This window comes from Enterobacter sp. UPMP2052 (assembly GCF_053709675.1).
Window position 1 is genome coordinate 1,207,791 of the sequence record NZ_JBSKJR010000001.1, and the last position, 23,101, is coordinate 1,230,891.

The 23,101-nt window shown below is 56.1% G+C and carries 18 protein-coding genes and 1 pseudogene; 11 read left to right on the forward strand and 8 right to left on the reverse strand.

The window, feature by feature from the left end:
• Positions 1 to 12: 12 nt before the first annotated feature.
• A pseudogene (locus ACWKX3_RS05495) lies at positions 13 to 444 on the reverse strand (BapA/Bap/LapF family prefix-like domain-containing protein); the annotation flags it as partial.
• A 40-nt stretch (positions 445 to 484) separates the two neighbouring features.
• The gene (locus ACWKX3_RS05500) at positions 485 to 1,822 is read right to left on the reverse strand and encodes a TolC family outer membrane protein (RefSeq protein ID WP_454541413.1); all 1,338 of its coding nucleotides are present in this window, start codon (positions 1,820 to 1,822) and stop codon (positions 485 to 487) included.
• Positions 1,823 to 2,585: 763 nt separating this feature from the next.
• Here ACWKX3_RS05500 and ACWKX3_RS05505 point away from each other — a divergent pair.
• Both ACWKX3_RS05505 and ACWKX3_RS05510 read left to right on the forward strand, forming a co-directional pair.
• Entirely contained in the window at positions 2,586 to 3,332 is a 747-nt protein-coding gene (locus ACWKX3_RS05505; protein ID WP_454541414.1) for a DeoR/GlpR family DNA-binding transcription regulator, read from the forward strand.
• A 12-nt stretch (positions 3,333 to 3,344) separates the two neighbouring features.
• Positions 3,345 to 4,418 carry an oxidoreductase gene (locus tag ACWKX3_RS05510; RefSeq protein WP_454541415.1) on the forward strand — a complete coding sequence of 358 codons (1,074 nt, stop codon included), beginning with the start codon at positions 3,345 to 3,347 and terminating at the stop codon, positions 4,416 to 4,418.
• A 37-nt stretch (positions 4,419 to 4,455) separates the two neighbouring features.
• Here ACWKX3_RS05510 and cybB read toward each other — a convergent pair whose 3' ends face one another.
• Positions 4,456 to 4,986 (reverse strand): cytochrome b561, encoded by a 531-nt coding sequence (gene cybB, locus ACWKX3_RS05515; RefSeq protein WP_404599746.1) that lies wholly within the window; start codon positions 4,984 to 4,986, stop codon positions 4,456 to 4,458.
• Between the two features lie 190 nt (positions 4,987 to 5,176).
• On the opposite strand from cybB, the gene gap reads away from it, so the two are divergent.
• Positions 5,177 to 6,178, forward strand: a complete 1,002-nt coding sequence (gene gap / locus ACWKX3_RS05520; protein WP_006175144.1) for a type I glyceraldehyde-3-phosphate dehydrogenase — start codon at positions 5,177 to 5,179, stop codon at positions 6,176 to 6,178.
• Between the two features lie 37 nt (positions 6,179 to 6,215).
• Here gap and aldA read toward each other — a convergent pair whose 3' ends face one another.
• Positions 6,216 to 7,655, reverse strand: a complete 1,440-nt coding sequence (aldA, locus tag ACWKX3_RS05525) for an aldehyde dehydrogenase (protein WP_101737754.1) — start codon at positions 7,653 to 7,655, stop codon at positions 6,216 to 6,218.
• A 198-nt stretch (positions 7,656 to 7,853) separates the two neighbouring features.
• Positions 7,854 to 8,648: a YdcF family protein gene (locus tag ACWKX3_RS05530; RefSeq protein ID WP_454541416.1), complete on the reverse strand. Its 795-nt coding sequence runs from the start codon at positions 8,646 to 8,648 to the stop codon at positions 7,854 to 7,856.
• Positions 8,649 to 8,865: 217 nt separating this feature from the next.
• Here ACWKX3_RS05530 and ACWKX3_RS05535 point away from each other — a divergent pair, with 217 nt between their 5' ends.
• The 4 genes from ACWKX3_RS05535 to ACWKX3_RS05550 all read left to right on the forward strand — a co-directional run bounded on the left by ACWKX3_RS05535 (position 8,866) and on the right by ACWKX3_RS05550 (position 13,734).
• Positions 8,866 to 10,518, forward strand: coding sequence for an MFS transporter (locus tag ACWKX3_RS05535; protein ID WP_438503829.1), 1,653 nt, complete (start codon positions 8,866 to 8,868; stop codon positions 10,516 to 10,518).
• A gap of 33 nt (positions 10,519 to 10,551) precedes the next feature.
• The gene (locus ACWKX3_RS05540) at positions 10,552 to 11,634 is read left to right on the forward strand and encodes an HlyD family secretion protein (RefSeq protein ID WP_454541417.1); all 1,083 of its coding nucleotides are present in this window, start codon (positions 10,552 to 10,554) and stop codon (positions 11,632 to 11,634) included.
• Complete coding sequence (locus tag ACWKX3_RS05545) at positions 11,631 to 13,010, forward strand: efflux transporter outer membrane subunit (protein ID WP_454541418.1); 1,380 nt, start codon at positions 11,631 to 11,633, stop codon at positions 13,008 to 13,010. The genes ACWKX3_RS05540 and ACWKX3_RS05545 overlap by 4 nt, the downstream gene beginning before the upstream one ends.
• A gap of 64 nt (positions 13,011 to 13,074) precedes the next feature.
• A complete protein-coding gene (locus tag ACWKX3_RS05550) occupies positions 13,075 to 13,734 on the forward strand; it encodes an O-methyltransferase (RefSeq protein ID WP_137848566.1) in 660 nt (219 codons plus the stop codon).
• Between the two features lie 145 nt (positions 13,735 to 13,879).
• Here ACWKX3_RS05550 and hrpA read toward each other — a convergent pair whose 3' ends face one another.
• Positions 13,880 to 17,782 carry an ATP-dependent RNA helicase HrpA gene (gene hrpA / locus ACWKX3_RS05555; protein ID WP_454541419.1) on the reverse strand — a complete coding sequence of 1,301 codons (3,903 nt, stop codon included), beginning with the start codon at positions 17,780 to 17,782 and terminating at the stop codon, positions 13,880 to 13,882.
• 204 nt (positions 17,783 to 17,986) lie between these two features.
• Here hrpA and azoR point away from each other — a divergent pair, with 204 nt between their 5' ends.
• Together azoR and ACWKX3_RS05565 are read left to right on the forward strand one after the other, a co-directional pair.
• Positions 17,987 to 18,592 carry an FMN-dependent NADH-azoreductase gene (gene azoR, locus ACWKX3_RS05560; RefSeq protein ID WP_006175119.1) on the forward strand — a complete coding sequence of 202 codons (606 nt, stop codon included), beginning with the start codon at positions 17,987 to 17,989 and terminating at the stop codon, positions 18,590 to 18,592.
• A gap of 90 nt (positions 18,593 to 18,682) precedes the next feature.
• Positions 18,683 to 19,369 (forward strand): RluA family pseudouridine synthase, encoded by a 687-nt coding sequence (locus ACWKX3_RS05565; RefSeq protein WP_088207313.1) that lies wholly within the window; start codon positions 18,683 to 18,685, stop codon positions 19,367 to 19,369.
• Between the two features lie 7 nt (positions 19,370 to 19,376).
• Here ACWKX3_RS05565 and ACWKX3_RS05570 read toward each other — a convergent pair whose 3' ends face one another.
• Positions 19,377 to 19,916, reverse strand: coding sequence for a DUF2058 domain-containing protein (locus ACWKX3_RS05570; RefSeq protein WP_454541420.1), 540 nt, complete (start codon positions 19,914 to 19,916; stop codon positions 19,377 to 19,379).
• A 197-nt stretch (positions 19,917 to 20,113) separates the two neighbouring features.
• Between ACWKX3_RS05570 and ACWKX3_RS05575 the strand changes: the two genes are divergently transcribed.
• Together ACWKX3_RS05575 and ACWKX3_RS05580 are read left to right on the forward strand one after the other, a co-directional pair.
• Entirely contained in the window at positions 20,114 to 21,097 is a 984-nt protein-coding gene (locus ACWKX3_RS05575) for a DUF1852 domain-containing protein (protein WP_101737760.1), read from the forward strand.
• Positions 21,098 to 21,123: 26 nt separating this feature from the next.
• Positions 21,124 to 22,152: a methionine synthase gene (locus ACWKX3_RS05580; RefSeq protein ID WP_446187296.1), complete on the forward strand. Its 1,029-nt coding sequence runs from the start codon at positions 21,124 to 21,126 to the stop codon at positions 22,150 to 22,152.
• A 3-nt stretch (positions 22,153 to 22,155) separates the two neighbouring features.
• Here the strand turns inward: ACWKX3_RS05580 and ACWKX3_RS05585 are convergent, their stop codons facing one another.
• Positions 22,156 to 23,088 (reverse strand): LysR substrate-binding domain-containing protein, encoded by a 933-nt coding sequence (locus ACWKX3_RS05585; protein ID WP_454541421.1) that lies wholly within the window; start codon positions 23,086 to 23,088, stop codon positions 22,156 to 22,158.
• Positions 23,089 to 23,101: the final 13 nt, after the last annotated feature.

Below are 23,101 nucleotides of genomic sequence, written 5' to 3' on the forward strand. Positions count from 1 at the left end.
TTCAATGCTGCTAATCGGTGCCGCCTGCGCGGTCAGCTCGGCTGTCGCGACGCCGGTCACTTCTCCGGTGTCGGCAAAAGAAATATGGGTTAATTCCTGATTATCGTTAAACACCAGTTCAGAATGGTGGTGCGTTTCAGGATCTTCAGCGAAATAGTTATTGCAGCGGATCACGCTGCCATCTTTCATATAAATGAGCAGGTCTTTACCCTGGCGAACATAGCGCGCCACGTCCTGTGCAGAGCCCTGAATTTCAATCACGGCGGGCGATGAGATCGAGACCGACATATTTCCCTCGCCGGTTAATTTTGCCTTCTCCGCCGTTTTACGAATGATGACATCAACAACTTTTACGCTACTCATATTCTTCTCCTTGCAGGTGTACGGTGTCCTGTGAAAATGTCCACCCGATAGCTGTAACTCGCCCTGGGGATTACGCCCCATTCTTTTTTGACTTATTCCACGCTGAAAATCGCGTCTTCCGTTAACTCAAATCCGGTAATTTCGCTGCGGCATTTGTCTCTATTCCAACCAGCGGCATGAGATTATCCACCGCAGAGGCGTAATTAATTGCGGCACTCCAGCCATCATATTCCGCCATTATTTTTGCGGAAATGGCCTGCCAGACATCCTGTTCTACGCTGAGCAAATCGTTAATGCTGCGCTTGCTCAGGGTGTATTCATTTTTGTAGACATCCCGGGCGCGGAGCGCGCTCTCAAGCTGCCGTTTCCCCGCCTCTCTTCTGCCGAGCGCGCCGGTCCAGTCCGCCTGCGCCACAGAGGCTTTTTGCAGCACGTCAAAACGCGCCTGATCTACCTGCGAAGCGGCCATTGCGCGCGCACCTTCCGCCTGGCGTACCCGGGCCGATACCGCGCCGCCCTGATAAAGCGGGGCATCAACATTCAGCTGGATCTGATCGTCCCAGTATGAGCGGTTATCTGACTCATAGCGCGTACGGCCTGCTTTCAGGCTCAGCGTTGGCCAGTGCTGAGACTTTGCGGTTTCGATCCCGTACTGCGCGGCCTTTTCCATATTCTGCGCGGCCATGACCGCCGGGATCGAGGCGTAATCAATGCGGTTAACGGCGTCCTGCTCAATGGCCAGTCTGGCGGGAACCGGTGAGTACCGTTCGGCCTGCATCCCCGTCAGTACCGCAAGCCTGGCGCGGGCGCTGTTTAACGCAGCGGTATATTGCTCAACGGTGGCCTGCATCCCGGCAATTCGCGTGCGGGTCTGAAGTTCATCCGAGGTCGAACTCACCCCCGCATCCGCACGAAGGGTTGCCAGTTTCTCAACGTTTTTAAGCGCCTGGACGTTTTCTCTGGCGGCCTGCAGGAGGTCGGCATAGCGTTTCACTTCGACATAGCTCAGCGCCGTTTTTTCGGCCACGTCAGATAACGTTCTCATCAACTGAAAGCGATAGCTGTCCCGCTGGGATGAGGCCTGGCTGATGCTGTTGTTGGTCTTACCGAAATCGTAGATCAGCTGCGTCAGGCTTAATCCCCAGGCGGCAGAATTGCGCAGCGATCCGCTGGAGTCGGTGGTTTGGCTATGGCCGGTGCTGCCGTTCAGGGATATTTGCGGCATCCAGCCGCTGCGCGCTTCATCTATTTGCACCTGACCAATGCCCAGCTGTGCGGCCTGCTGGCTAACGGACGGGTCGCGGTCGATAGCAAAAAGGATACTTTCTTTTAAGGTAGTTGCCGCGACGGGAGCAAATGCCGCCTGGCCGTTATTCGCCACTGCCGGATTAATCGCCAGCGAAATTAACGCCAGTCCGGCGGATATTTTAAATAATAGGTTTGTTGGCAATATAGACATGTTCTCTCCTGTCGCTGAATGTCGCGCAATTAGATACCCAATAAGAGGTAAAAATAATTTGGCGATTATTCATCATCCTCCTCAAGAATTTTCGGCAAAGGAAACCCATACCCATCCACGCTGGAGATAAGGCCTGACCAAGGACTAATTTAAATTAGGAATTTACTTATTTCTTTAACGTGCCGGCAGCATAACAAAATGTCTTATATCCCACTACAGCCACAATGTTAATGTGGTGTTACAAATAAGAAAAATCCTCACGTTTCTGGACAAATCCGTAAAAAGAGCCTTTCAGATGAAACATATAAACTCGTTGTTTCTTAAGTAAAATTCTTAATTATCGGTTTGTACATTTTTGGGTTAATTTCATTTCGGGTCAGACACAAAGATTTTCAAAGAAGTGTCAATTTAAGTAACCGCCCCCTTCTGTAAATTATTAAATTCTACATTAACCATTTTATACGGAAGAAAAACCCACACTAAAATAAAAAAGTAAAATTTTTCGTTGATGATTGGCTATTCATTAGTTCCTTTAACCAAATTAAATGCAACACATTGTTTTAACACCAATCAAACATTTTAAAAATTGATTAAACACACTTAATCAATGGGTTGTTAATGATTACCTACGTGAACAATTTTTCGCAACACAACCGCTCTGGATGATGCGCCCTGACGGATTACGGCAGCAAGTCGCATTCCTTTTCCGGAAAAATGCTGTAATATGCAATTTATTGCGATATTTTGCAGGATTTGAAAAAACATGCATAAAACGGCCAGACAAAAGTATCTGCTTGATATCCTGAGCGAACAGGGCCAGGCGAGCATCATCGACCTTGCTGAAAAGCTGCAGGTTTCTGCCGATACGGTTCGCCGCGATCTGACGGACCTCGAAAAACAGGGGCTGGCGCAGAAGAATCACGGCGGTGCTATTGCGCTTAATTTGTCAGCCATGAATCGTCAGGGGCGGAATACCTTGCTGCCGAAGATCAAGCAGCAGTTGGGTAAACGGGTCGCGCAAAGCGTGCCGACGGGGTCGACGCTGTTCCTTGATGCCGGCAGCACGATGCTGGCGGTGGCGAACGTCCTTAAGGGGCCGCTAACGGTTATCACCCCTTCTCTTGATATCGCCCAGTGCTTTAGCGAGCGGGAGGATATCGAGCTTATCCTGCTTGGCGGAAAATGGGATCACCAGCAGCGCCTGTTTGCCGGTAGCGCCACACTCGCTCTGCTGTCGCGCTATCGGGCAGACATTGCCATCCTCGGTGCCTGCGCCATTCATGCGCAGCTTGGCTTAAGCGCCAGCACGGAGGCTGATGCCGAGGTCAAACGCGCCATGCTGGCTGCGAGCCATGAGCACTGGATCGTGGCGGACCATATGAAGCTCAACCGCTGCGAACCCTATCTGGTTTCCGGGCTATCCGGCATTCATCAACTGTTTTTAGATCGTCCCTGGCCCGAGCTTGGGGACGGTGGCGCCATGCAAGTGACCCTTGCAGAGGCACAATAACGTGGAGAACACATGAATAAGGTTAACGGTAAGACAATCAACATTGCGCTGATCGGGTATGGCTTTGTCGGAAAAACCTTCCATGCGCCGCTGATCCAGTCCATCGACGGGCTGAAGCTGACAGTCGTCTCCTCCCGGGATGCCGAAAAGGTTAAACGCGATATTGCAGACGTTATCGTGGTGGCGACGCCTGAAGAGGCCATTCAGCACCCCGATGTCGACCTGGTAGTAATCGCCTCTCCGAATGCGACGCATGCCCCGCTGGCAACGCTGGCCCTGAATGCAGGCAAACATGTTGTGGTCGATAAACCCTTTACCCTCGACATGCAGGAAGCCCGCGATCTGATTGCGCTGGCGGAAGAAAAACAGCGCCTGCTCTCCGTTTTCCACAATCGCCGCTGGGACAGCGACTTCCTCGGCATCAAGCAGGTCATTGAGCAAGGCAGCCTGGGCAACGTGAAGCACTTCGAGTCGCACATCGACCGCTTCCGCCCGGAGGTTCGCGCACGCTGGAGAGAGCAAAATGTCCCCGGCAGCGGCCTGTGGTTCGATCTGGGGCCACATCTGATCGACCAGACGCTGCAGCTTTTCGGCCTTCCGCAGTCCGTGCAGGGCAACATCGCCACCCTGCGTGACGGAGCGGAGATTAACGACTGGGCGCATGTGGTGCTCAACTACCCGTCGCATAAGGTTATTTTGCATTGCAGCATGCTGGTCGCAGGCAGCGCGATGCGTTTTGCCGTTCACGGTGACAAGGCCAGCGTGCTGAAAGCCAGAATCGATCAGCAGGAAGCCCAGCTGCTGGCAGGTATTGTGCCGGGCAGCGCGACGTGGGGCGAAGACGATGATGATATGGTGCTGTTTGATGCCAGCGGTGAGCCGCACCCGGTAAAAACCCCGAAAGGCGATCAGCGCCAGTATTACATTAACGTGCGTGATGCGTTGTTCGGCAAAATGGATAATCCGGTACACCCCGTTGAGGCGCTGGCGGTGATGGCCGTGCTGGAAGCGGCAGTGAAATCGTCTGAGACAGGGTCAACCGAGACGCTGGAGCTGACGGCAGATGAAGTTGCCCGTCTGAACTAAAAAGAAGGGCCTGCATCGCGCAGGCCCTTTTTCGATGTTACTGACGCTTTTTCGGCATCATGCGCAGGAGTGTGTTGTCCTTCCAGTAGTAGTGGTGCAGCAGCGCCGCAAAGGCGTGCAGGCCAATAACGAAATAGCCCAGGTTTGCGAGCGTGACGTGCCACGATTTCAGCATGTCCACGACGTCAAAATTGCCCTCTGCCGCATGCGGCATCACCAGGCCAAATGCAAACCAGTCATTGCCGCGGTTATACATCATGACAATGCCAATCAACGGCAGCGCGATAAACAGCAGATAAATAATCAGGTGTCCAAGATGCGACAGGCCGGTGACCATCGCTTTCGGCTTCGGCTGAATGGGCGGTGCCGGGAATTTAAGGCGGATAAGCAGGCGCGCCACCATCAGCACCAGAATGGAGATGCCACAGGAGACGTGGATCATGTTGATCAGCGGGCGATCGCCACGCGGGAAATAGCCCCGAAACTCCATGGCGCAATAGGCCACGATAACCAATAAAAACACCAGCCAGTGAATACCTATTTGCAGGCCCGTATATTTAGTGCGCATGTCTTTTCCCGATAAAGAACTGATATTGCGTCAACATAACCAGCTTTCCTTAAAAATTCATTAACTTTTCTGTATGGTTTTTCAATTACTTCGCAGGCAATGAAACATCTTCAATTGCCGCCCTGCCCGTCATGGTCTAAGCCTGGATAAGTTCAAACTGTCGTACCGACACGTTTTCCAGGAGATAACCATGAGTAAAATTGGCATTAATGGATTTGGACGCATTGGACGCCTTGTACTTCGTCGCCTTCTTGAAACCCAGGACAGCAACACCGTGGTCGCCATCAACGACCTGACCTCACCGAAAGTGCTGGCCTACCTGCTCAAGCACGACTCCAACTACGGCGGCTTCCCGTGGAGCGTCGATTTCACCGAAGATTCGCTGATCGTCGATGGCAAAACCATTTCGGTTTACGCCGAAAAAGAGGCGAAGCATATTCCGTGGAAAGCCGCAGGCGTTGATATCGTGGTCGAATGTACCGGTTTTTACACCTCGGAAGAGAAATCCCGCGCGCACCTGGATGCAGGGGCGAAAAAAGTGCTGATCTCCGCTCCGGCGGGCGAGATGAAAACCATCGTGTTTAACGTGAACGACGACACCCTCGACGCGAATGACACGATTGTTTCCGTGGCCTCGTGCACCACCAACTGTCTGGCCCCGCTGGCGAAAGCGCTTCACGACGCCTTTGGTATTAAGGTGGGCACCATGACCACCATTCACGCCTATACCGGGACGCAGGCGCTGGTGGATGGCCCACGCGGGAAAGATCTGCGGGCCTCCCGCGCGGCGGCGGAGAATATCATTCCGCACACCACCGGTGCGGCGAAAGCCATCGGGCTGGTGATCCCCGCGCTGAGCGGAAAACTGAAAGGCCACGCGCAGCGTGTCCCGGTTAAAACCGGTTCCGTAACCGAGCTGGTGGCGATCCTCGAGAAAAAGGTGACGGTGGAGGATATTCATGCCGCGCTGAAAAAAGCAACGCAGGGCAACAAATCATTCGGTTATACCGATGAAGAGATTGTCTCCTCGGATGTGATTGGCTCGCACTTTGGCTCGGTGTTTGACGCCACCCAGACGGAAGTCAGCGAGGCGGGCGACGTTCAGCTGGTGAAAGCCGTCGCCTGGTATGACAACGAATACGGGTTTGTTACGCAACTGGTGCGTACCCTGGACAAATTCGCTTCACTGTAAAACTCTGCCCCCTCCGTAACCGGAGGGGGAATCACGGTTACGACTGCAAATAGACCACCTGGGTCTGGAGGTATTCGTTCAGCCCGTGTTTTCCATCCGCCCCGCCAATACCGGACTTACGCCACCCCGCATGGAACCCCTGCATCGCTTCAAAGTTTTCGCGGTTAATATAGGTCTCGCCAAACTTCAGCCCCTTGATGGCTTTCATCGCGACGTTCAAATCACGGGTATAGATCGACGAGGTTAATCCGTAGTCGCTGTCGTTCGCCATGGCCAGCGCCTCCTCCAGCGTGTCGAAAGCCACTACGGGGAGCACCGGGCCAAAGGTCTCTTCATGCATAATCGCCATGTCCTGACGCACGTCCAGCAGCAGGGTTGGTGGATAAAAGTACCCTTTGCCCTCGACGGTTTTACCGCCAAGCACCACCTTCGCCCCCTCCTGCACCGCGCGCGCCACCTTCTGCTCGACACGCTCACGCGCGGCCGCGTTGATCAGCGGCCCCATCGCAATGTCCGTGCGCTCTGCCGGATTGCCGAACTGGACCGCCTTCATCGCTTCACCCAGACGGTTCACAAAGCGGTCGTAAATGCCCTTTTGCACGTACACGCGCTCAGCGCAGTTGCATACCTGCCCGGTGTTGATGACGCGGGAGTCAACGATGGCTTTCACCGCCAGCTCCAGATCCGCATCGTCCATCACGATGGCCGGCGCTTTGCCGCCGAGTTCCAGTCCGACTTTGGTAATGTTTTTTGCCGCCGCGGCCATGATTTTCTCGCCCGCGCCGACGCTTCCGGTCATGCTGACCATCGCCACTTTCGGATTGCCTGCCAGCTCCTGGCCGACGGTTTCGCCACGGCCCAGCACCAGGTTAAAGACCCCTTTTGGCAGGCCGATATCATCGACAATTTTGGCAAAGGCAATGGCGTTGTTGGGGGTAAACTCGCTCGGTTTAATGACGATGGTGTTGCCGGTGAGCAGTGCGGGCGCGAGCTTGCGTGCGATCAGGAAGAACGGGAAGTTCCACGGCAAGATCCCGGTGGTCACCCCCAGGGCGCGTTTGAAGACGAGGATGTTCTCGCCCGGACGGTCGCTCTGAATGATTTCTCCTTCGTAGCGGCGCGCCCATTCGGCCATATAGTCGATGTAGTCCGCCGTGAAGTTGACTTCCACTTCCGCCAGCTGCTGGATCTTTCCCCCTTCGGCGACAATCAGGGCGCTGATTTCGCTGACGCGCTCGCGGATCCCGGCGGAAATTTTTCGCAGCCAGTTTGCACGCTCAATCGCAGGCAGCGCCTCCCAGCCCGCCTGCGCGCGTTCGGCGGCGTCAATGGCTTTTCGGGCATCGTCGGCGCTGCCATCTGGAATACGGGAAATGACCTCTTCGGTTGCCGGGTTGATGACGTCAATCCAGGCGTCACCCTGCCAGGCCACAAACTGTCCATCGATATACATAGGATGTTGTACGGGTACTGTCATAACCTGCTCCTGTAATTACACTGTTTTTAACAAGTAAATTTATTGTTAAAAATTACAATCACAGGGGCACTTGCCTACTCTATCAGGCTGTTTTTGTGAGGTATCTCATAGAAGAATCGGGTCAGCAGAACATTCAAATTACAAATTCGCAACACAAAATGCCCGTTTGCGAAAAAGACGCCGCAAACGGGCAGAAGGTTAGATAAGGGAACGGCTTTCAAGCGCCTCGGTAAGGATTGCATCCTCACGCAGGATGCGCCATGCGGCTTGAACCTCGGCAGGAAAAACCACGTGGACGATAAAGCCACGCCCCGCCGGTCCATAGCCGTTGACGTCGTCCCACAAGCGCGGAAGCTCGCCCAGCAGCAGCGAAATATAGCGTTCGACCGGCCAAAGCCCCTCGTGTCCGCCGCTGAACGTCAGGCCGTTATCGCTGTTTTGCAGAACGGGCGTCAGGCCGGGGTGGCTGATGAATAGAGGGGCCGCCGGTTCTGCCCGACATACGTGGGCAAAGGTCGCCATGGTGCGGCGCTGCATGGTGGGGTCCTGTACCACCAGCACACGTTCAGGCGTCAGCCCCGTCTGTTTGATCCGCTCCCAGCTGAAGCGGGCATTCTCTCCGCAATTGGTAGACTGGTCTTCCACCAGGATGCGCTCGGGCGGTATGGACCAGACCTCCCGGGCGATGTCAGCCAGGATTGCCGCCTCCGCGCGCCCGGTGGTGGGAATGCGGTTATAGCGCGGGTGGCGCGCAATGGCAGCATATAAAAAGGTGGTGGAGTGTCCGATACCACCGCTAATCAGCAGCGGGACACCCTGTTCCGAGGCCACCCTGCACGCCGCATCGATAGTCGGGATCACCGCGTTGCCCGCGAGAATAACCAAATCGACGGGCGCATTGGGTTGCAGGTCATCCTGCGCCAGCCAGCGTCCTGCGACGTTAGCGGCATTCAGGGTTGCCTCGGGTAAACAAGGAAAAAGTGCCAGTGTCATTGTTACCTCCTCACAGCAGTTAGGTTCAGCGTACCGTACTCGTCAGTCCTGAAAAGGAGATCACTCCGAATCCCGGCGTGTCCGTACCCTTTCATTTTGTCACCTTTCAACCCAACCTAAAATGTCTGATAATCATATTCACTTGAATTATGATTTACGGCAGACGTAGAATCATTAGCCCACTAACTATTCAACAATTTCAAAGGTAAACGACGCTATGCGCCTGCCCCAGCGCGACCCTTATGCTCCTCGCGAGTGGCAGCCACACGAAAAACCCGCCCTGCTGGGTTCCCCTTCAACGCCGGAACACAGCACACCGAAACGGATCGCCTATGGCGTGGTAGGGTTGCTGGTCTGCCTGACGGGCGCACTCGGCAACGCGGTCGTTACCGCCAACCTGCAAAATTTACAGGGCACGTTTGGCGCCTGGTCAACCGAAATTGCCTGGCTGCCAGCCGTGTACGTCATGACCAACGTCTCCATTAACCTGCTGCTGGTGAAATTCCGCCAGCAGTACGGTTTGCGGGCCTTCACCGAAGGGTTTCTGGTGCTGTATGTGCTGGTGACCTTTTTCCACCTCTTCGTTAACGATCTTAGCTCCGCACTGATGGTCCGCGCCGCGCACGGGATGGTGGCAGCGGCGCTGAGTTCGCTCGGCATCTATTACCAGATCCAGGCCTGGCCCGCGAAACATCGCCTCAAAGCACTCACCATCGGCATCACCGGATCGTCACTGGCTATTCCCCTAGCGCGGTTGTTTTCCACCGAACTGTTGCAGCTTGATGAGTGGCGCGGGCTGTACTTTTTCGAGCTTGGCCTGGCGCTGATCTCGCTGGCCTGCGTGATGGCGCTGAAACTCCCGCCGGGAGATCGGCGCAAGGTGTTTGAAAAGAAAGATTTCCTCACCTTCTTTCTACTGGCTCCGGGCATGGCGTTGCTGTGCGCGGTACTCTCGTTGGGCCGCCTCGACTGGTGGTTTGAAGCGCCGTGGATTGGCTGGTCGCTGGCGTTATCGCTGGTGCTGGTGGTCTCGGCGATCGTATTTGAGCATAACCGCAGCAACCCTCTGCTCAACACCCGCTGGCTCTCGAGCGGCAGTATTTTACGCCTTGGGCTGATCATGCTGCTGATCCGCATCGTGCTGGCGGAGCAGAATACCGGCGTCATCGGCTGGCTGCAGTACGTCGGGTTACAGAACGAACAGATGACCCATCTGGCGTGGGCCATTTTTGCCGGTATCGTCTGCGGCATCGTCACCAGCTGCCTGACGATTAAACCCACGAAGCTGGCCTGGCCGATCGTCACGTCGCTGGTGTTAATGATTATCGCCTCGCTGCTGGACAGCCAGTCGAACAACCTGACCCGGCCGGATCAACTGATGTTCAGCCAGTTCCTGCTGGGTTTTGGCAGCGCCTTCTTCCTTGCCCCGGCCATGCTGGCGGGCATCGGCGGGGTTATCGCCGACCCGCGCAACCTGGTGAGCTTCTCGGTGCTGTTTGGTATGAGCCAGAACGTCGGGGGCCTGCTGGGTTCAGCCATACTCGGCACCTTCCAGACCTGGCGCGAAAAGTATCACTCCAGCCTGCTGGCCGATCAGCTCACCACCCTCAATCCGCTGGTCAACGAGCGCATTCAGGCCTATACCCAACTGTATAAAAGCCTGATCGGTGACAGCGCGCTGCTGAGCACGCAGGCCATTACCCAGCTCCAGACGGTGACCACGCTTGAGGCGAATATTCTGGCTTACAATGATACCTACCTGCTGACGGCAAGCATCGCGGCCGCCACGCTGGTGTGGATTTTATGGCGCTTGCTGCGTCTGCGCATCACTGCCCAAATGGCGTTAAAAAATGCCACCGGCAACAAATAATGGATACGAGTCAATGACGTTTTGGGAGTTGTTATGAGTCAGCAGGATGCCGCTAAAGAGCAGGCCAATACCCGCAAAAATGTGCGCATAGTGTCTGTTTTCACCGCTGCGGCAATCGGTATTGTCGGGGTGCTGGTGATCCTTTATGCGTGGCAGCTTCCGCCGTTTACGCGCCATGCCCAGTTTACCGACAACGCCTACGTCCGGGGGCAAACCACCTTTATCAGCCCGCAGGTCAATGGCTATATCACGGACGTGAGAGTTAAGGATTTCGATAAGGTCAAAAAGAGTGACCTGCTGCTGCAAATCGATGACCGTATCTATCGCCAGCGCGTCCATCAGGCCGAAGCGCAGCTGGCAATGAAGATAGCCGCGCTGAACAACAACCTGCAACAGCGCAAAAGCGCGGAAGCGGTGATCGCCAAAAACGATGCGGCCCTGAAAAATGCCCGCGCGCAAAACCTGAAAAATCAGGCGGATTTAAAACGCGTAAAAGATCTGACGGCAGACGGGTCGCTCTCTGTGCGCGAGCGCGACGCGGCGCTGGCGAGTGCTGCTCAGGGCAGCGCTGACATCGAACAGGCGAAAGCCACGCTTGAGATGTCGCGTCAGGATCTGCAGACGGTGATCGTGAATCGCGGCTCGCTGGAGGCCGATGTCGATAACGCTAAAGCCGCGCTGGAGCTGGCGCAGATTGACCTGCAAAACACCCGTATCGTGGCCCCGCGCGATGGCCAGCTCGGCCAGATCGCCGTCCGTCTGGGGGCTTATGTCACCGCAGGCACCCACCTCACCACGCTGGTCCCGCCGCAGCACTGGGTTATCGCGAATATAAAAGAGACGCAGCTGGCCAATCTGCGCGTCGGACAGCCGGTCACGTTCACCGTGGATGCCCTGAACGATAAGGCCTATCAGGGCCGCGTTGAGAGCATCTCGCCGGCGACGGGGGTGGAGTTCAGCGCCATCACGCCGGATAACGCCACGGGTAACTTCGTCAAAATCGCCCAGCGTATTCCGGTGCGCATTGAGGTGCTGGGTGACCCGGAAGCGTCTGCGCTGCTGCGCCCCGGCATGTCGGTGCAGGTCACGATTGATACCCGGGAGGCGAAGCCATGATCCTTCGCCCGCTGGTCGGTTTACTCATAGCCGCCCTGCTTGGCGGCTGCCAGTCCGTCGACGTTAAGCCCGCGCAATCGACCCTGCACATTCCTGCGCAATGGCGCGCGGCGACCGGCCCGGGCAGTGCGACAGAACAGCTGTGGTGGCGAAATTTTCACGACAGCTACCTGAACCGCTACGTCGATCTGGCGCTGGAAAACAACAGCGACGTGCTGATTGCCCGCGAGCGGATTAACGAATATCAGGCGCGGGTGTATGCCGCCGACGGTAGCCTGTTTCCCTCCCTGGATGCGGGCGTGACGGGCACCCGCGCCCGCTCCCAGTCTGCTGCTACCGGGCTTCCGGTATACGGCTCCCTGTACAAAGGCAGCCTGACCGCCAGCTACGATGTGGATATCTGGGGAGTGAACCGCAGCACCGCCAACGCCGCAGAGGCATCGCTGGAGGCGCAAAAAGCCGCCGCCGCCGCCGCAGACCTGACCGTCGCCTCATCGGTGGCCTCCGGCTATGTCACCCTGCTCTCTCTGGATGCACAGCTTCAGGTGACGCAGTCGACGCTTAAATCCCGCGAAGAGGCATTCAACCTCGCCCGGCGTCAGTTTGAAACCGGCTACAGTTCGCGGCTGGAGCTGATGCAATCCGATTCCGAACTGCGCGCCACGCGCGCGCAGGTGCCGTTGATTAAGCACCAGATTGCACAGCAGGAGAACGCGTTGAGCGTGCTGCTCGGCACGCAGCCCGGCGAGGTGGCGCGCAGCGAGAGTTTCGATGTCCTTACGCCACTGACGTTGCCATCACAGCTCCCTTCCACGCTCCTCAACCGTCGCCCGGATATCGTCCAGGCAGAGCGGGCGCTGGTTGCTTCAGATGCCACGCTCGCGGCCTCCCGCGCCAGCCTGCTGCCGTCGATCAACCTGACGGCAACCGGATCGGTACAGGATCGCACGCTGTCGGGGCTGCTGGACAATCCGCTCCAGCTCTGGAGCGCAGGCGGGAGTATTCTTGCGCCGCTGCTGAACCGCCAGGCGCTGAATGCGCAGGTGGACATTTCACAATCCCAGCGCAATCAGGCGCTGTACACCTATGAAAAGACCGTGCGTAACGCGTTCGTGGAGGTTAACGATAGCCTTGACGCCATTACGCGCTATCAGGAACAACTGAAGGAACTGCTGGCCCAGAAGGGGGTTTCCCAGGAGACGCTGCGCATCGCGCAAAATCGCTATCGCAACGGCTACTCCTCTTATCTGGACGTCCTCGACGCACAGCGCACGCTGTACTCGGTGCAAACTAACGTGGTGCAGGTGAAAAATAACCTGCTGCTGGCGCAGATTGATCTGTATAATACGCTCGGCGGAGGATGGCGCAGTCAGTGACAACGTGCCGGGTGGCGGCTGCGCCTTACCCGGCCTACGGGCTTTATTAACCTGAGGTGTCATCATGCAAAAACAGTGGTCTGCGGTTGATCGTTACATGATTTCTTCGCTTATTCCCCAGGATGACGTGCTCCGGCAGGTGCTGGATAACAACATTCGCGCCGGTTTACCCGAACACGACGTAGCGGCCAATCAGGGGCAGTTGCTGGCGCTGTTTGTCCGCATGACGCAGGCGCAGCGCATCCTTGAAATCGGCACGCTCGGTGCATACAGCGCCATCTGGATGGCACGCGCCCTGCCGCCGGACGGAAAGTTGATTACGCTTGAGGCCGATCCCACACACGCCCGCGTGGCACGCCAGAATATTCAGCTTGCAGGGCTTGAGGATCGCATAGAGCTGATTGAAGGCCCGGCGCTCCGTTCCCTGGAAAACCTGGGCGATATTCCCCCTTTCGATCTGATCTTTATCGACGCCGATAAACCCAATAACCCTGGCTATCTTGAGTGGGCGCTGCACTATGCCCGTCCGGGGACGCTGATTGTGGGTGATAACGTGGTGCGCGACGGCGAGGTCATCAATGGGCAGAGCGATGACGCCCGCGTGCAAGGGGTACGGCGGTTTATTGAGATGATTGGCGACAACCCACGCCTTACCGCTACTGCGTTGCAAACCGTCGGGGTGAAAGGCTGGGATGGGTTTACGCTGGCTATGGTGAATGGGTGAGCGTTATGCGGGATGATGCCCTCACCATGGAGGAAGAGGCTCAAAAGCGGAAATCCGCGCGATTGGCTCCCTCTCCCTATGGGAGAGGGTTGGGGTGAGGGGAAACATACGGCTCCGGAGCCCGACGCCCCCAAACCGCTAATGTTTACGCCGAAATCTGCTCCATGGCCTGCAAAATACGCTTGTCCGAGATCGGATACGGTGTCCCCAGCTGCTGCGCGAAGAAGCTGACGCGCAGCTCCTCGATCATCCAGCGGATCTCCTGCACGTCCTCATCATTCCGGCGTGCCGGGGGCAGTTTATTCAGCCACTGCTGCCACGCCTGCTGGACGCTTTCCACTTTCAGCATCTGGGCACGATCGCGGTGCGGGTCGACGGCCATTTTCTCCAGGCGCTTTTCAATCGCATTGAGGTAACGCAGCGTGTCGCCAAGGCGCCTGAAGCCGTTGCCGGTCACAAAACCACGGTACACCAGCCCCGCCATCTGTGCCTTCACGTCTGACAGCCCCAGCGCCATGGTCATGTCCACCCGGCCCTTCAGACGCTTGTTGATGTTAAACACCGCCGTCAGGATCTGCTCGACCTGTTTAGCAATCTCTACCACGGTATCGTTCAGCTCGGCGCGGACTTTTTCGTGCAGTCGGGCAAACGCCTCTTCCGTCCAGACCGGGCCGCCCGCCTCGTTGATCAGCTTGTCCACACCGCAGGAGATGCAGTCGTCAATCAAATCCAGCACCTTGCCGTACGGGTTAAAGTACAGCCCCAGCTTGGCCTTGTTAGGCAACTTTTCGTGCAGGTACTTGATTGGCGACGGGATGTTCAGCAGCAGCAGGCGGCGCAGACCGCGCCACATCATCTGCTGCTGTTCCTGCGGATTATCAAACAGCTTGATGGCAACGCTGTCACGTTCATCCACCAGCGCCGGCCAGGCCTTCACCTTGTAGTTGCCGCGCTTCTGCTCGTAGCTTTCCGGAAGCTGACCAAAGCTCCAGATATGCAGCCCGCTCTGCTCGATACCGTCGTCGGCAACCGCAGAGAGCGTCTCCTGAACTTTGCCTTTTAGCGCCTCTTTCAGCGCCGTCAGAGAGCGACCTTCCTGCAGTTTTCGGTTTTTCTCATCCACGACACGGAAGCTGACTTTCAGGTGATCGGGCACCTGATCCCAGTTCCAGTCTTCCCGGTCGATGGTGGTGCCGGTCATGCGCCGGAATTCGCGCTCCAGGGAATCCAGCAGCGGCAGTTCCAGCGGCGTGACGCGGCCTAAAAACGCCTCGGCGTAGTTTGGCGCAGGCACAAAATTGCGTCGCACCGGTTTCGGCAGCGATTTGATCAGCGCAATCACCAGCTCGCGGCGCAGCCCGGGGATTTGCCACTCAAAACCGCTCTCTTCTACCTGGTTTAGCAGCGGCAGCGGGATGTGAACGGTGACGCCATCCGCATCCGTGCCCGGCTCAAACTGGTAGGTTAAGCGCAGCTTCAGGTTACCCTGATGCCAGAAGTTCGGGTAATCGAGCTTGCTGACCGATTCCGCCCCCTCTTTGATGAGCATACTCTTTTCAAAGTTGAGCAGGTCCGGCGTCTCTTTACTCGCCTTTTTCCACCAGCTGTCGAAGTGGCGGGCAGAAATCACGTCGTGGCTGATACGCTGATCGTAAAACTCGAACAGCGCCTCGTCGTCCACCAGAATGTCGCGGCGACGCGATTTATGCTCCAGTTCTTCCACTTCGGCGCGCAGTTTCAGATTTTCGCGGAAGAACGCATGGCGCGTCTGCCAGTCGCCTTCCACCAGCGCATGACGGATAAACAGCTCACGGCTCAGGGCCGGGTCGATTTGGCTGTAGTTCACCTTACGCGCCGCCACAATCGGCAGCCCGTAAACCGTCACTTTTTCCGTTGCCATCACCGCGCCCTGCGCCCGCTCCCAGTGGGGTTCACTGTATGAGCGTTTCAGCAGGTGCTGAGCCAGAGGTTCAACCCATTCCGGATCGATGCGCGCGGCAATACGTCCCCACAGACGGCTGGTTTCAACCAGTTCCGCCACCATGGTCCATTTCGGCGGTTTCTTGAATAAACCGGAACCCGGGAAGATGGAGAAGCGCGCATTGCGTGCGCCGGTAAATTCCTGTTTATCCGCATCCTTCATCCCGATGTGGGACAACAGGCCGGTCAGCAGCGCGATATGAATTTCGCGGTACTCCGCCGGTTCACTGTTAACCGGGATGCCTAACTCTTTCACAACCTGACGCAGTTGGGTGTAGATATCCTGCCACTCGCGTACCCGCAGATAGTTCAGGAAATCCACGCGGCACTGGCGGCGGAACTGGTTCGATGAGAGCGCTTTTTGCTGCTCACCCAGGTAGTTCCACAGGTTCACGAAGGCGAGGAAATCGGACTCTTTATCGTGGAAGTGGCGATGTTTTTCGTCGGACGCCTGCTGTTTATCCATCGGACGCTCGCGCGGATCCTGAATAGAGAGCGCCGACGTAATGATCATCGCCTCGCGCACGCAGCCGTGCTTCTGCGCCTCCAGCACCATACGCGCCAGACGCGGGTCGACCGGCAACTGGCTCAACTGACGCCCCAGCGGGGTGAGTTTGTATGCGGTGGCCTGTTCATCGGTGGTGATCGCCCCTAGCTCTTCAAGCAGACGCACACCGTCCTGAATGTTGCGTTTATCCGGCGCCTCAACAAACGGAAACGCAGCGATATCGCCCAGCCCCAGTGCCGTCATCTGGAGGATAACGGAGGCCAGGTTGGTACGCAGAATTTCCGGATCGGTAAATTCCGGACGCGACAGGAAATCGTCTTCGGAGTAGAGACGAATACAGATCCCCTCGGAGACGCGGCCGCAGCGCCCTTTACGCTGGTTGGCGGAAGCCTGTGAAATCGGCTCAATCGGCAGACGCTGGACCTTGGTGCGATAGCTGTAGCGGCTGATACGCGCCGTGCCCGGATCGATAACGTACTTGATGCCCGGTACGGTGAGCGAGGTTTCCGCCACGTTGGTTGCCAGCACAATGCGACGCCCGCTATGCGCCTGGAACACACGGTTTTGCTCGCTGTTCGACAGACGGGCATACAGCGGCAGGATCTCGGTATGGCGCAGATCGCGCTTGCTCAGCGCATCGGCGGTATCGCGGATTTCGCGCTCGCCGCTCATAAAGATCAGGATATCGCCCGCGCTTTCATTACCCAGCTCGTCAACGGCGTCGAAAATCGCCTGCAGCTGGTCGCGTTCGGTATCGTCTGCCTCTTCTACAATCGGGCGATAGCGCACTTCAACCGGGTACGTCCGACCCGACACTTCAATAATTGGCGCATTGCTGAAGTGCTTCGAGAAGCGTTCCGGATCGATGGTCGCGGAGGTGATGATAATTTTCAGGTCCGGGCGACGCGGCAGCAGCTCTTTCAGATAGCCGAGCAGGAAGTCGATGTTAAGGCTGCGCTCGTGCGCTTCGTCGATGATGATGGTGTCATACTGCATCAGCAGCCGGTCCTGCTGGATCTCGGCCAGCAGGATACCGTCGGTCATCAGCTTCACCATGGTGTTGTCGCTGACGTGATCGCTGAATCGCACCTTGTAGCCAATGCAGCCACCCGGCTCGGTCTGCAACTCTTCGGCAATACGGTTCGCCACGGTCCGTGCCGCCAGACGGCGCGGCTGGGTGTGGCCGATCAGCCCTTTAACTCCGCGCCCCAGCTCCATACAAATTTTCGGCAACTGGGTGGTTTTACCGGAGCCGGTTTCCCCCGCCACAATCACCACCTGGTGATCGCGCACGGCCTCAAGGATGTCCTGCTTTTTCTGGCTGACGGGCAGGTTTTCCGGGTAGGTGATCGCCGGGCGTGCGGCTTCGCGCAGCACAACTTTCCCTGCCGCCTGGTCAATCTCTTTTGCCATCTCCTGGTAAATGGCCTGTTGTGCATCAGGATTTTTAACCTTCTTGACCCCGTGCAGACGGCGGGCAAAACGCTGCTTATCGCGCAGCATCAGTGAATCAAGCTGTTGCAGGAGCATCGGGAAGGTTAATTTTTGTTGTTCTGTCATAGCGTTAACGGGCAGTGCACTGCCGGATAAAATCTCTTTTTAATGATTGATATAGAGTACCACATCAGCGCTTTTCGCGCCTTATTCAAAAATTTCGAACATAGACTTCGATATATTGCGCTATCCCTGTGGCAGGATTGTGAATAAAGTGTCAACAAGCAACGGGGCAACCCCCTTCAATCAAATACAAAACAGGAATCACCCATGAGCAAAGTATTAGTGTTGAAATCCAGTATTCTGGCAGGGTACTCACAGTCTGGTCAGCTTTCCGACTACTTCGTTGAACAATGGCGTGAGCAGCACTCCGCCGACGAAATCACCGTTCGCGATCTGGCCGCTAACCCTGTTCCTGTCCTCGACGGTGAGCTGGTTGGCGCACTGCGCCCAAGCGATGCCCCGCTGACGCCACGTCAGCAGGAAGCCCTGGCGCTGTCCGATGAACTGATTGCTGAACTGCAGGCGCACGACGTTATCGTCATCAACGCCCCAATGTACAACTTCAACATTCCAACCCAGCTGAAGAACTACTTCGACCTGGTGGCGCGTGCGGGCGTAACCTTCCGTTACACCGAAAACGGTCCAGAAGGCCTGGTGAAAGGCAAGCGTGCCATCGTGCTCTCCAGCCGTGGCGGCATCCACAAAGATACCCCAACTGACCTGGTTGCACCGTATCTGACCCTGTTCCTGGGCTTCATCGGCATCACCGACGTGAACTTCGTGTTCGCTGAAGGTATCGCGTACGGTCCGGAAGTGGCGACCAAAGCGCAGTCCGATGCGAAAGCCGCTATCGACAGCCTGGTAACAGCCTAAGTATTCCCCCTCTCACCGCCCGGTGGGAGGGTTTTTCTTTTTCCCCGCATTTCGTTATCATCCGCTCCCACTCTTAAGCCGGGCAGCCTGATGTCTGTAATTATCGATACCTTTATTGCCCCACCGTGTACGCAAGACATTGAGATCCTCTGGCAGGACGACGATCTTATTCTGATCAACAAGCCCAGCGGGCTGCTGAGCCTGTCGGGGAAGAACCCGCAGAATCTCGATTCGGTGCATTACCGCCTGGTCCAGACGTTCCCCGGCTGCACCCTGGTGCATCGCCTGGATTTCGGCACATCCGGCATTATGGTGATTGCGCGAAACAAAGCGATCAACGCGGCGCTGTGCCATCAGTTCAGCCAGCGCGCCGTAAGCAAAGCGTACACCGCCCTGCTCTGCGGACACGTTAAGGACGACGAAGGGATAATCGATGCCCCAATTGCTAAAGACCCGGCCCTGTTCCCGTTAATGTCAATTTGCGCCATCAGCGGCAAACCGGCCCGCTCCCGCTTTCGGGTAGTGGAGCGTATTGATAAGGGTAAGGAATTGCCGTTAACGCGCGTCGAACTGATTCCGGAAACCGGGCGGACCCACCAGCTACGCATTCACTGCCAGCAGCTGGGGCACCCTATTCTGGGCTGCGATTTATACGGTGGGCTTGAAATGCCGGGGGCTGAAGGGACGCCGCGTTTGATGTTGCACGCCAGCGGGCTGGACTTTGTGCATCCGGTGAGCGGAGAGGCGATCAACGCCCGTCACGCTGCACCGTTTTGACAGGTATTTACCACATCAAATCATCAGGAATTTTAAAGTCAGCATACGGATCGTCTTCATCCTGCTCTTCCTGACTCAGCGCGCTGTTTAATACAATGCTGTCGGCATCGCGCTGGGCGATTTTATCCGCCACCACCGCCGGGATGATTGCATATTCGCAGTCGCCATTGGCATTGATGACTAGACGCGCAATCGCCAGTCGACCGTTAATAAGCTGAGCCTGAGTTTGTTTATCCACCTCAATCTTTTTAATCAGATTGCCGTCGGTGAAGTTAAAGGTGATGTTGCCCTTTGATACGGTGATGCGGTTCATCTCAATAAGCTGTTTCACCTGCGCCTTAAACTCTTTTGCCAGCACAGCCTGCTTATGCTGTTCGCTAAGCTGCTTGTCACGCTCAAGCTGCGCCTTTTTGTTCTCTTCCACTGCTTCTCTGGCCTCACGAGCCTGTACGCGTGACTTCTTCGCCGTACGCTGAACCTTGGCTATCTTCTTGCTTGATACCAGACCCGCTTTCAGCATCTGCTCTTGTAGGGTGAGTTTTGTCATTTTCGTTTCTAAACCGGTTGTAAATTTTAGTGATTATATCTGGAATCCGCCGGGCTGTGCCAGCGACACGGTTTGGCGTGAATGAAGAACCCTCATGTTGCAGTGAAATTAAGTCACTTCCCCTCGTTCCGTCGCTCAGGCATAAATTATGCATTGTTAACGAATCAGCAACATGAACAGTCAGGATACAAACCACGATGAGCCAGGCTTTTACCTTTACGCTTAAGCGCAGTTGCTTTGATGAAAATTATAACCCTTCAGAAAACACGCGCACGACGACCAACTTTGCCAATCTGGCACGCGGGGAGAAACGTCAGGAAAATTTGCGTAATACTCTCGTGATGATTAACAACCGTTTCAATGCGTTAGCCCACTGGGATAACCCCAACGCGGATCGCTACGCCGTGGAGCTTGAGATCATTTCAGCCGACCTGAACATCGCTGAAGAAGGTAGCCACGCCACCTTCCCGGCCATTGAAATCCTGAAAACCTATATCGTTGATAAAAAAACCAACGAACGCCTCGACGGGATCGTCGGAAACAACTTCTCTTCCTACGTGCGGGACTATGATTTCAGCGTCGTACTGCCCGAGCACAATGCAAACCGGGCGGCGTTCAGCCTTCCCGAGGACTTTGGCGTGCTGCACGGGAATCTGTTTAAAAGCTTCGTCAATTCAGGCGCCTATAAACAGAATTTCAAAAAAGCGCCGGTGATTTGCTTAAGCGTTTCCAGCAAAGACACCTATCAACGCACCGGAAATCAGCATCCGGTACTGGGGATAGAGTATCGCCCGAACGGCACCTCGCTGACCGAGCAATACTTCGGGAAAATGGGGTTACAGGTGCGGTATTTCATGCCTGAAAACAGCGTCGCGCCGTTTGCCTTCTATTTCTCCGGCGATTTGCTCCGTGATTACACCGACCTGGAACTGATCGGCACCATCAGCACGATGGAAACCTTCCAGAAAATTTATCGCCCGGAGATATACAACGCCAACTCGGCGGCGGGGCAATGCTATCAGCCCGATCTGAACCAGCAGGATCACTCCTTGACCAAAATTGTTTACGACCGGGAAGAACGCAGTCATTTAGCGGTTGAACAGGGTAAGTTCACGCAAGAGCACTTTATTAAGCCCTACAAACACATACTCGAGCAGTGGTCTGATTGCTACGCGCTTTAATACATCGTCACCAAAGGTCTTTTATTATGAAAACATTGCTCCCGACGTCCACGGCAGGCAGCTTACCTAAACCGTCATGGCTTGCCCAACCCGAGACGCTGTGGTCCCCCTGGAAATTGCAGGATGAAGAATTAATTGCCGGTAAACGCGATGCGCTGCGTTTATCCCTCGACGATCAGATCCGCGCGGGCATTGATATTGTCAGCGACGGCGAACAGACCCGTCAGCACTTTGTCACCACGTTTATTGAGCATCTCAGCGGCGTTGATTTTGAAAACCGTCAGACGGTACGCATTCGTAACCGTTACGACGCCAGCGTACCCACCGTGGTTGATGCCGTCGCGCGTCAGAAACCGGTGTTCGTAGACGACGCGAAGTACCTGCGCCAGCTGACGGACAAACCGATTAAATGGGCGCTGCCAGGCCCAATGACGATGATCGACACGCTCTATGACGCACATTACAAAAGCCGCGAAAAGCTGGCTTGGGAATTCGCCAAAATCCTCAATCAGGAAGCGAGGGAGCTGGAGGCCGCGGGCGTCGATATCATCCAGTTTGACGAGCCAGCCTTTAACGTCTTCTTTGATGAGGTCAACGACTGGGGTATCGCCGCGCTGGAACGCGCCATTGAAGGGCTTAAGTGCGAAACCGCGGTACACATTTGCTACGGTTATGGCATCAAGGCCAACACCGACTGGAAGAAAACGCTGGGTTCAGAGTGGCGGCAATATGAAGAAGCCTTCCCGAAGCTGCAAACGTCTAACATCGATATCATCTCCCTTGAGTGCCATAACTCGCGCGTGCCGATGGATCTGCTGGAGCTGATCCGCGGTAAAAAGGTGATGGTCGGGGCAATTGACGTGGCAACGAATCACGTCGAAACGCCGGAGGACGTAGCCGATACGCTGCGCAAAGCGCTGCAGTTTGTCGATGCCGACAAGCTCTACCCGTCGACCAACTGCGGTATGGCTCCCCTTTCCCGCCAGGTTGCCAACGGTAAACTTAACGCCTTAAGTGCCGGAGCGGAGATCATCCGTCGCGAACTTACGCGCTAACCCTCAGGCCTGCCAGTACGGCGGCGTACCGAACCGCTCAACGTAATAATCAATCACCGCCCTGACGTTCAGGGGCGGATGACGCGCGTTCGGGTAGATCGCCGCGATGCTCTGCGGCTCGGTGTTGATAGAGCATTCCCGATCCGTCAGGAGGGCCACCAGCTCGCCACTTTTCAGCTTGTCGCTCACCAGCCAGTCCGGGAACAGCACGATACCCATTCCGCCCAACGCGGCCACCAACAGCGTTTCCGCGTTATTGGAGGTCATCAGCGGCGCAACGGGATAATGGGTCCACTCGTGCCCGGGCTGGCGGACCAGCCAGCGGTTAGGGCCAGACGAGCCGCGATACACAAGGCAGTGGTGACGGCTGAGATCTTCCGGTCCCTGCGGCGCGCCGTATTGACGCAAATAGGCAGGCGATGCCGCCAGATGATAAAACTGCTGGCCGAATCCCCGGGCGTGAAATGACGAATCGGTCAGCGCGCCGATACGAAAGATCAGGTCGGCGGCGTCCCGGTGCGGATCGATAAAATCATCGGTGAGCGTCAACTCAATGCTGAGCCGTGGATAGCGCGCTGCCAGGCCAGCAAGTCCGGGCGCGATATTTTTTTGCCCAAAGAACACCGGGCCATTGATGCGGATCACCCCGGAAGGTTCACCCGCACGTTCATCCATCTCTCGCCTCGCGTCCTCAAGATTTCCCGCTATCGCCCGCGCGTGGCGGATAAATAGATGCCCGCTTTCCGTTGGGATCATGGCGCGCGTGTTGCGGTAAAAAAGCTGCTGACCGAGTGCGTCCTCAAGCTGGTGGATCACACGGGAAACCTGTGAGGCAGAGATCCCTTCCCGTCTTGCGACCACAGAAAAATTCTGCGTTTCATAAACGTCAATGAAGATCAGCAGCGCCCGTAGGTTGATGTTTCCGGCGTCGTACATTGATGCATATCCT

Bases quoted from the DNA above. Each gene is read 5' to 3' on its own strand.
- gap (WP_006175144.1), top strand. From the start codon at position 5,177: ATGAGTAAAATTGGCATTAATGGATTTGGACGCATTGGACGCCTTGTA.
- ACWKX3_RS05575 (WP_101737760.1), top strand. From the start codon at position 20,114: ATGAGCCAGGCTTTTACCTTTACGCTTAAGCGCAGTTGCTTTGATGAA.
- ACWKX3_RS05570 (WP_454541420.1), bottom strand. From the start codon at position 19,916: ATGACAAAACTCACCCTACAAGAGCAGATGCTGAAAGCGGGTCTGGTA.
- ACWKX3_RS05510 (WP_454541415.1), top strand. From the start codon at position 3,345: ATGAATAAGGTTAACGGTAAGACAATCAACATTGCGCTGATCGGGTAT.
- ACWKX3_RS05565 (WP_088207313.1), top strand. From the start codon at position 18,683: ATGTCTGTAATTATCGATACCTTTATTGCCCCACCGTGTACGCAAGAC.
- ACWKX3_RS05545 (WP_454541418.1), top strand. From the start codon at position 11,631: ATGATCCTTCGCCCGCTGGTCGGTTTACTCATAGCCGCCCTGCTTGGC.
- ACWKX3_RS05505 (WP_454541414.1), top strand. From the start codon at position 2,586: ATGCATAAAACGGCCAGACAAAAGTATCTGCTTGATATCCTGAGCGAA.
- ACWKX3_RS05530 (WP_454541416.1), bottom strand. From the start codon at position 8,648: ATGACACTGGCACTTTTTCCTTGTTTACCCGAGGCAACCCTGAATGCC.
- ACWKX3_RS05540 (WP_454541417.1), top strand. From the start codon at position 10,552: ATGAGTCAGCAGGATGCCGCTAAAGAGCAGGCCAATACCCGCAAAAAT.
- ACWKX3_RS05585 (WP_454541421.1), bottom strand. From the start codon at position 23,088: ATGTACGACGCCGGAAACATCAACCTACGGGCGCTGCTGATCTTCATT.
- cybB (WP_404599746.1), bottom strand. From the start codon at position 4,986: ATGCGCACTAAATATACGGGCCTGCAAATAGGTATTCACTGGCTGGTG.
- aldA (WP_101737754.1), bottom strand. From the start codon at position 7,655: ATGACAGTACCCGTACAACATCCTATGTATATCGATGGACAGTTTGTG.
- hrpA (WP_454541419.1), bottom strand. From the start codon at position 17,782: ATGACAGAACAACAAAAATTAACCTTCCCGATGCTCCTGCAACAGCTT.
- ACWKX3_RS05500 (WP_454541413.1), bottom strand. From the start codon at position 1,822: ATGTCTATATTGCCAACAAACCTATTATTTAAAATATCCGCCGGACTG.
- azoR (WP_006175119.1), top strand. From the start codon at position 17,987: ATGAGCAAAGTATTAGTGTTGAAATCCAGTATTCTGGCAGGGTACTCA.
- ACWKX3_RS05535 (WP_438503829.1), top strand. From the start codon at position 8,866: ATGCGCCTGCCCCAGCGCGACCCTTATGCTCCTCGCGAGTGGCAGCCA.
- ACWKX3_RS05550 (WP_137848566.1), top strand. From the start codon at position 13,075: ATGCAAAAACAGTGGTCTGCGGTTGATCGTTACATGATTTCTTCGCTT.
- ACWKX3_RS05580 (WP_446187296.1), top strand. From the start codon at position 21,124: ATGAAAACATTGCTCCCGACGTCCACGGCAGGCAGCTTACCTAAACCG.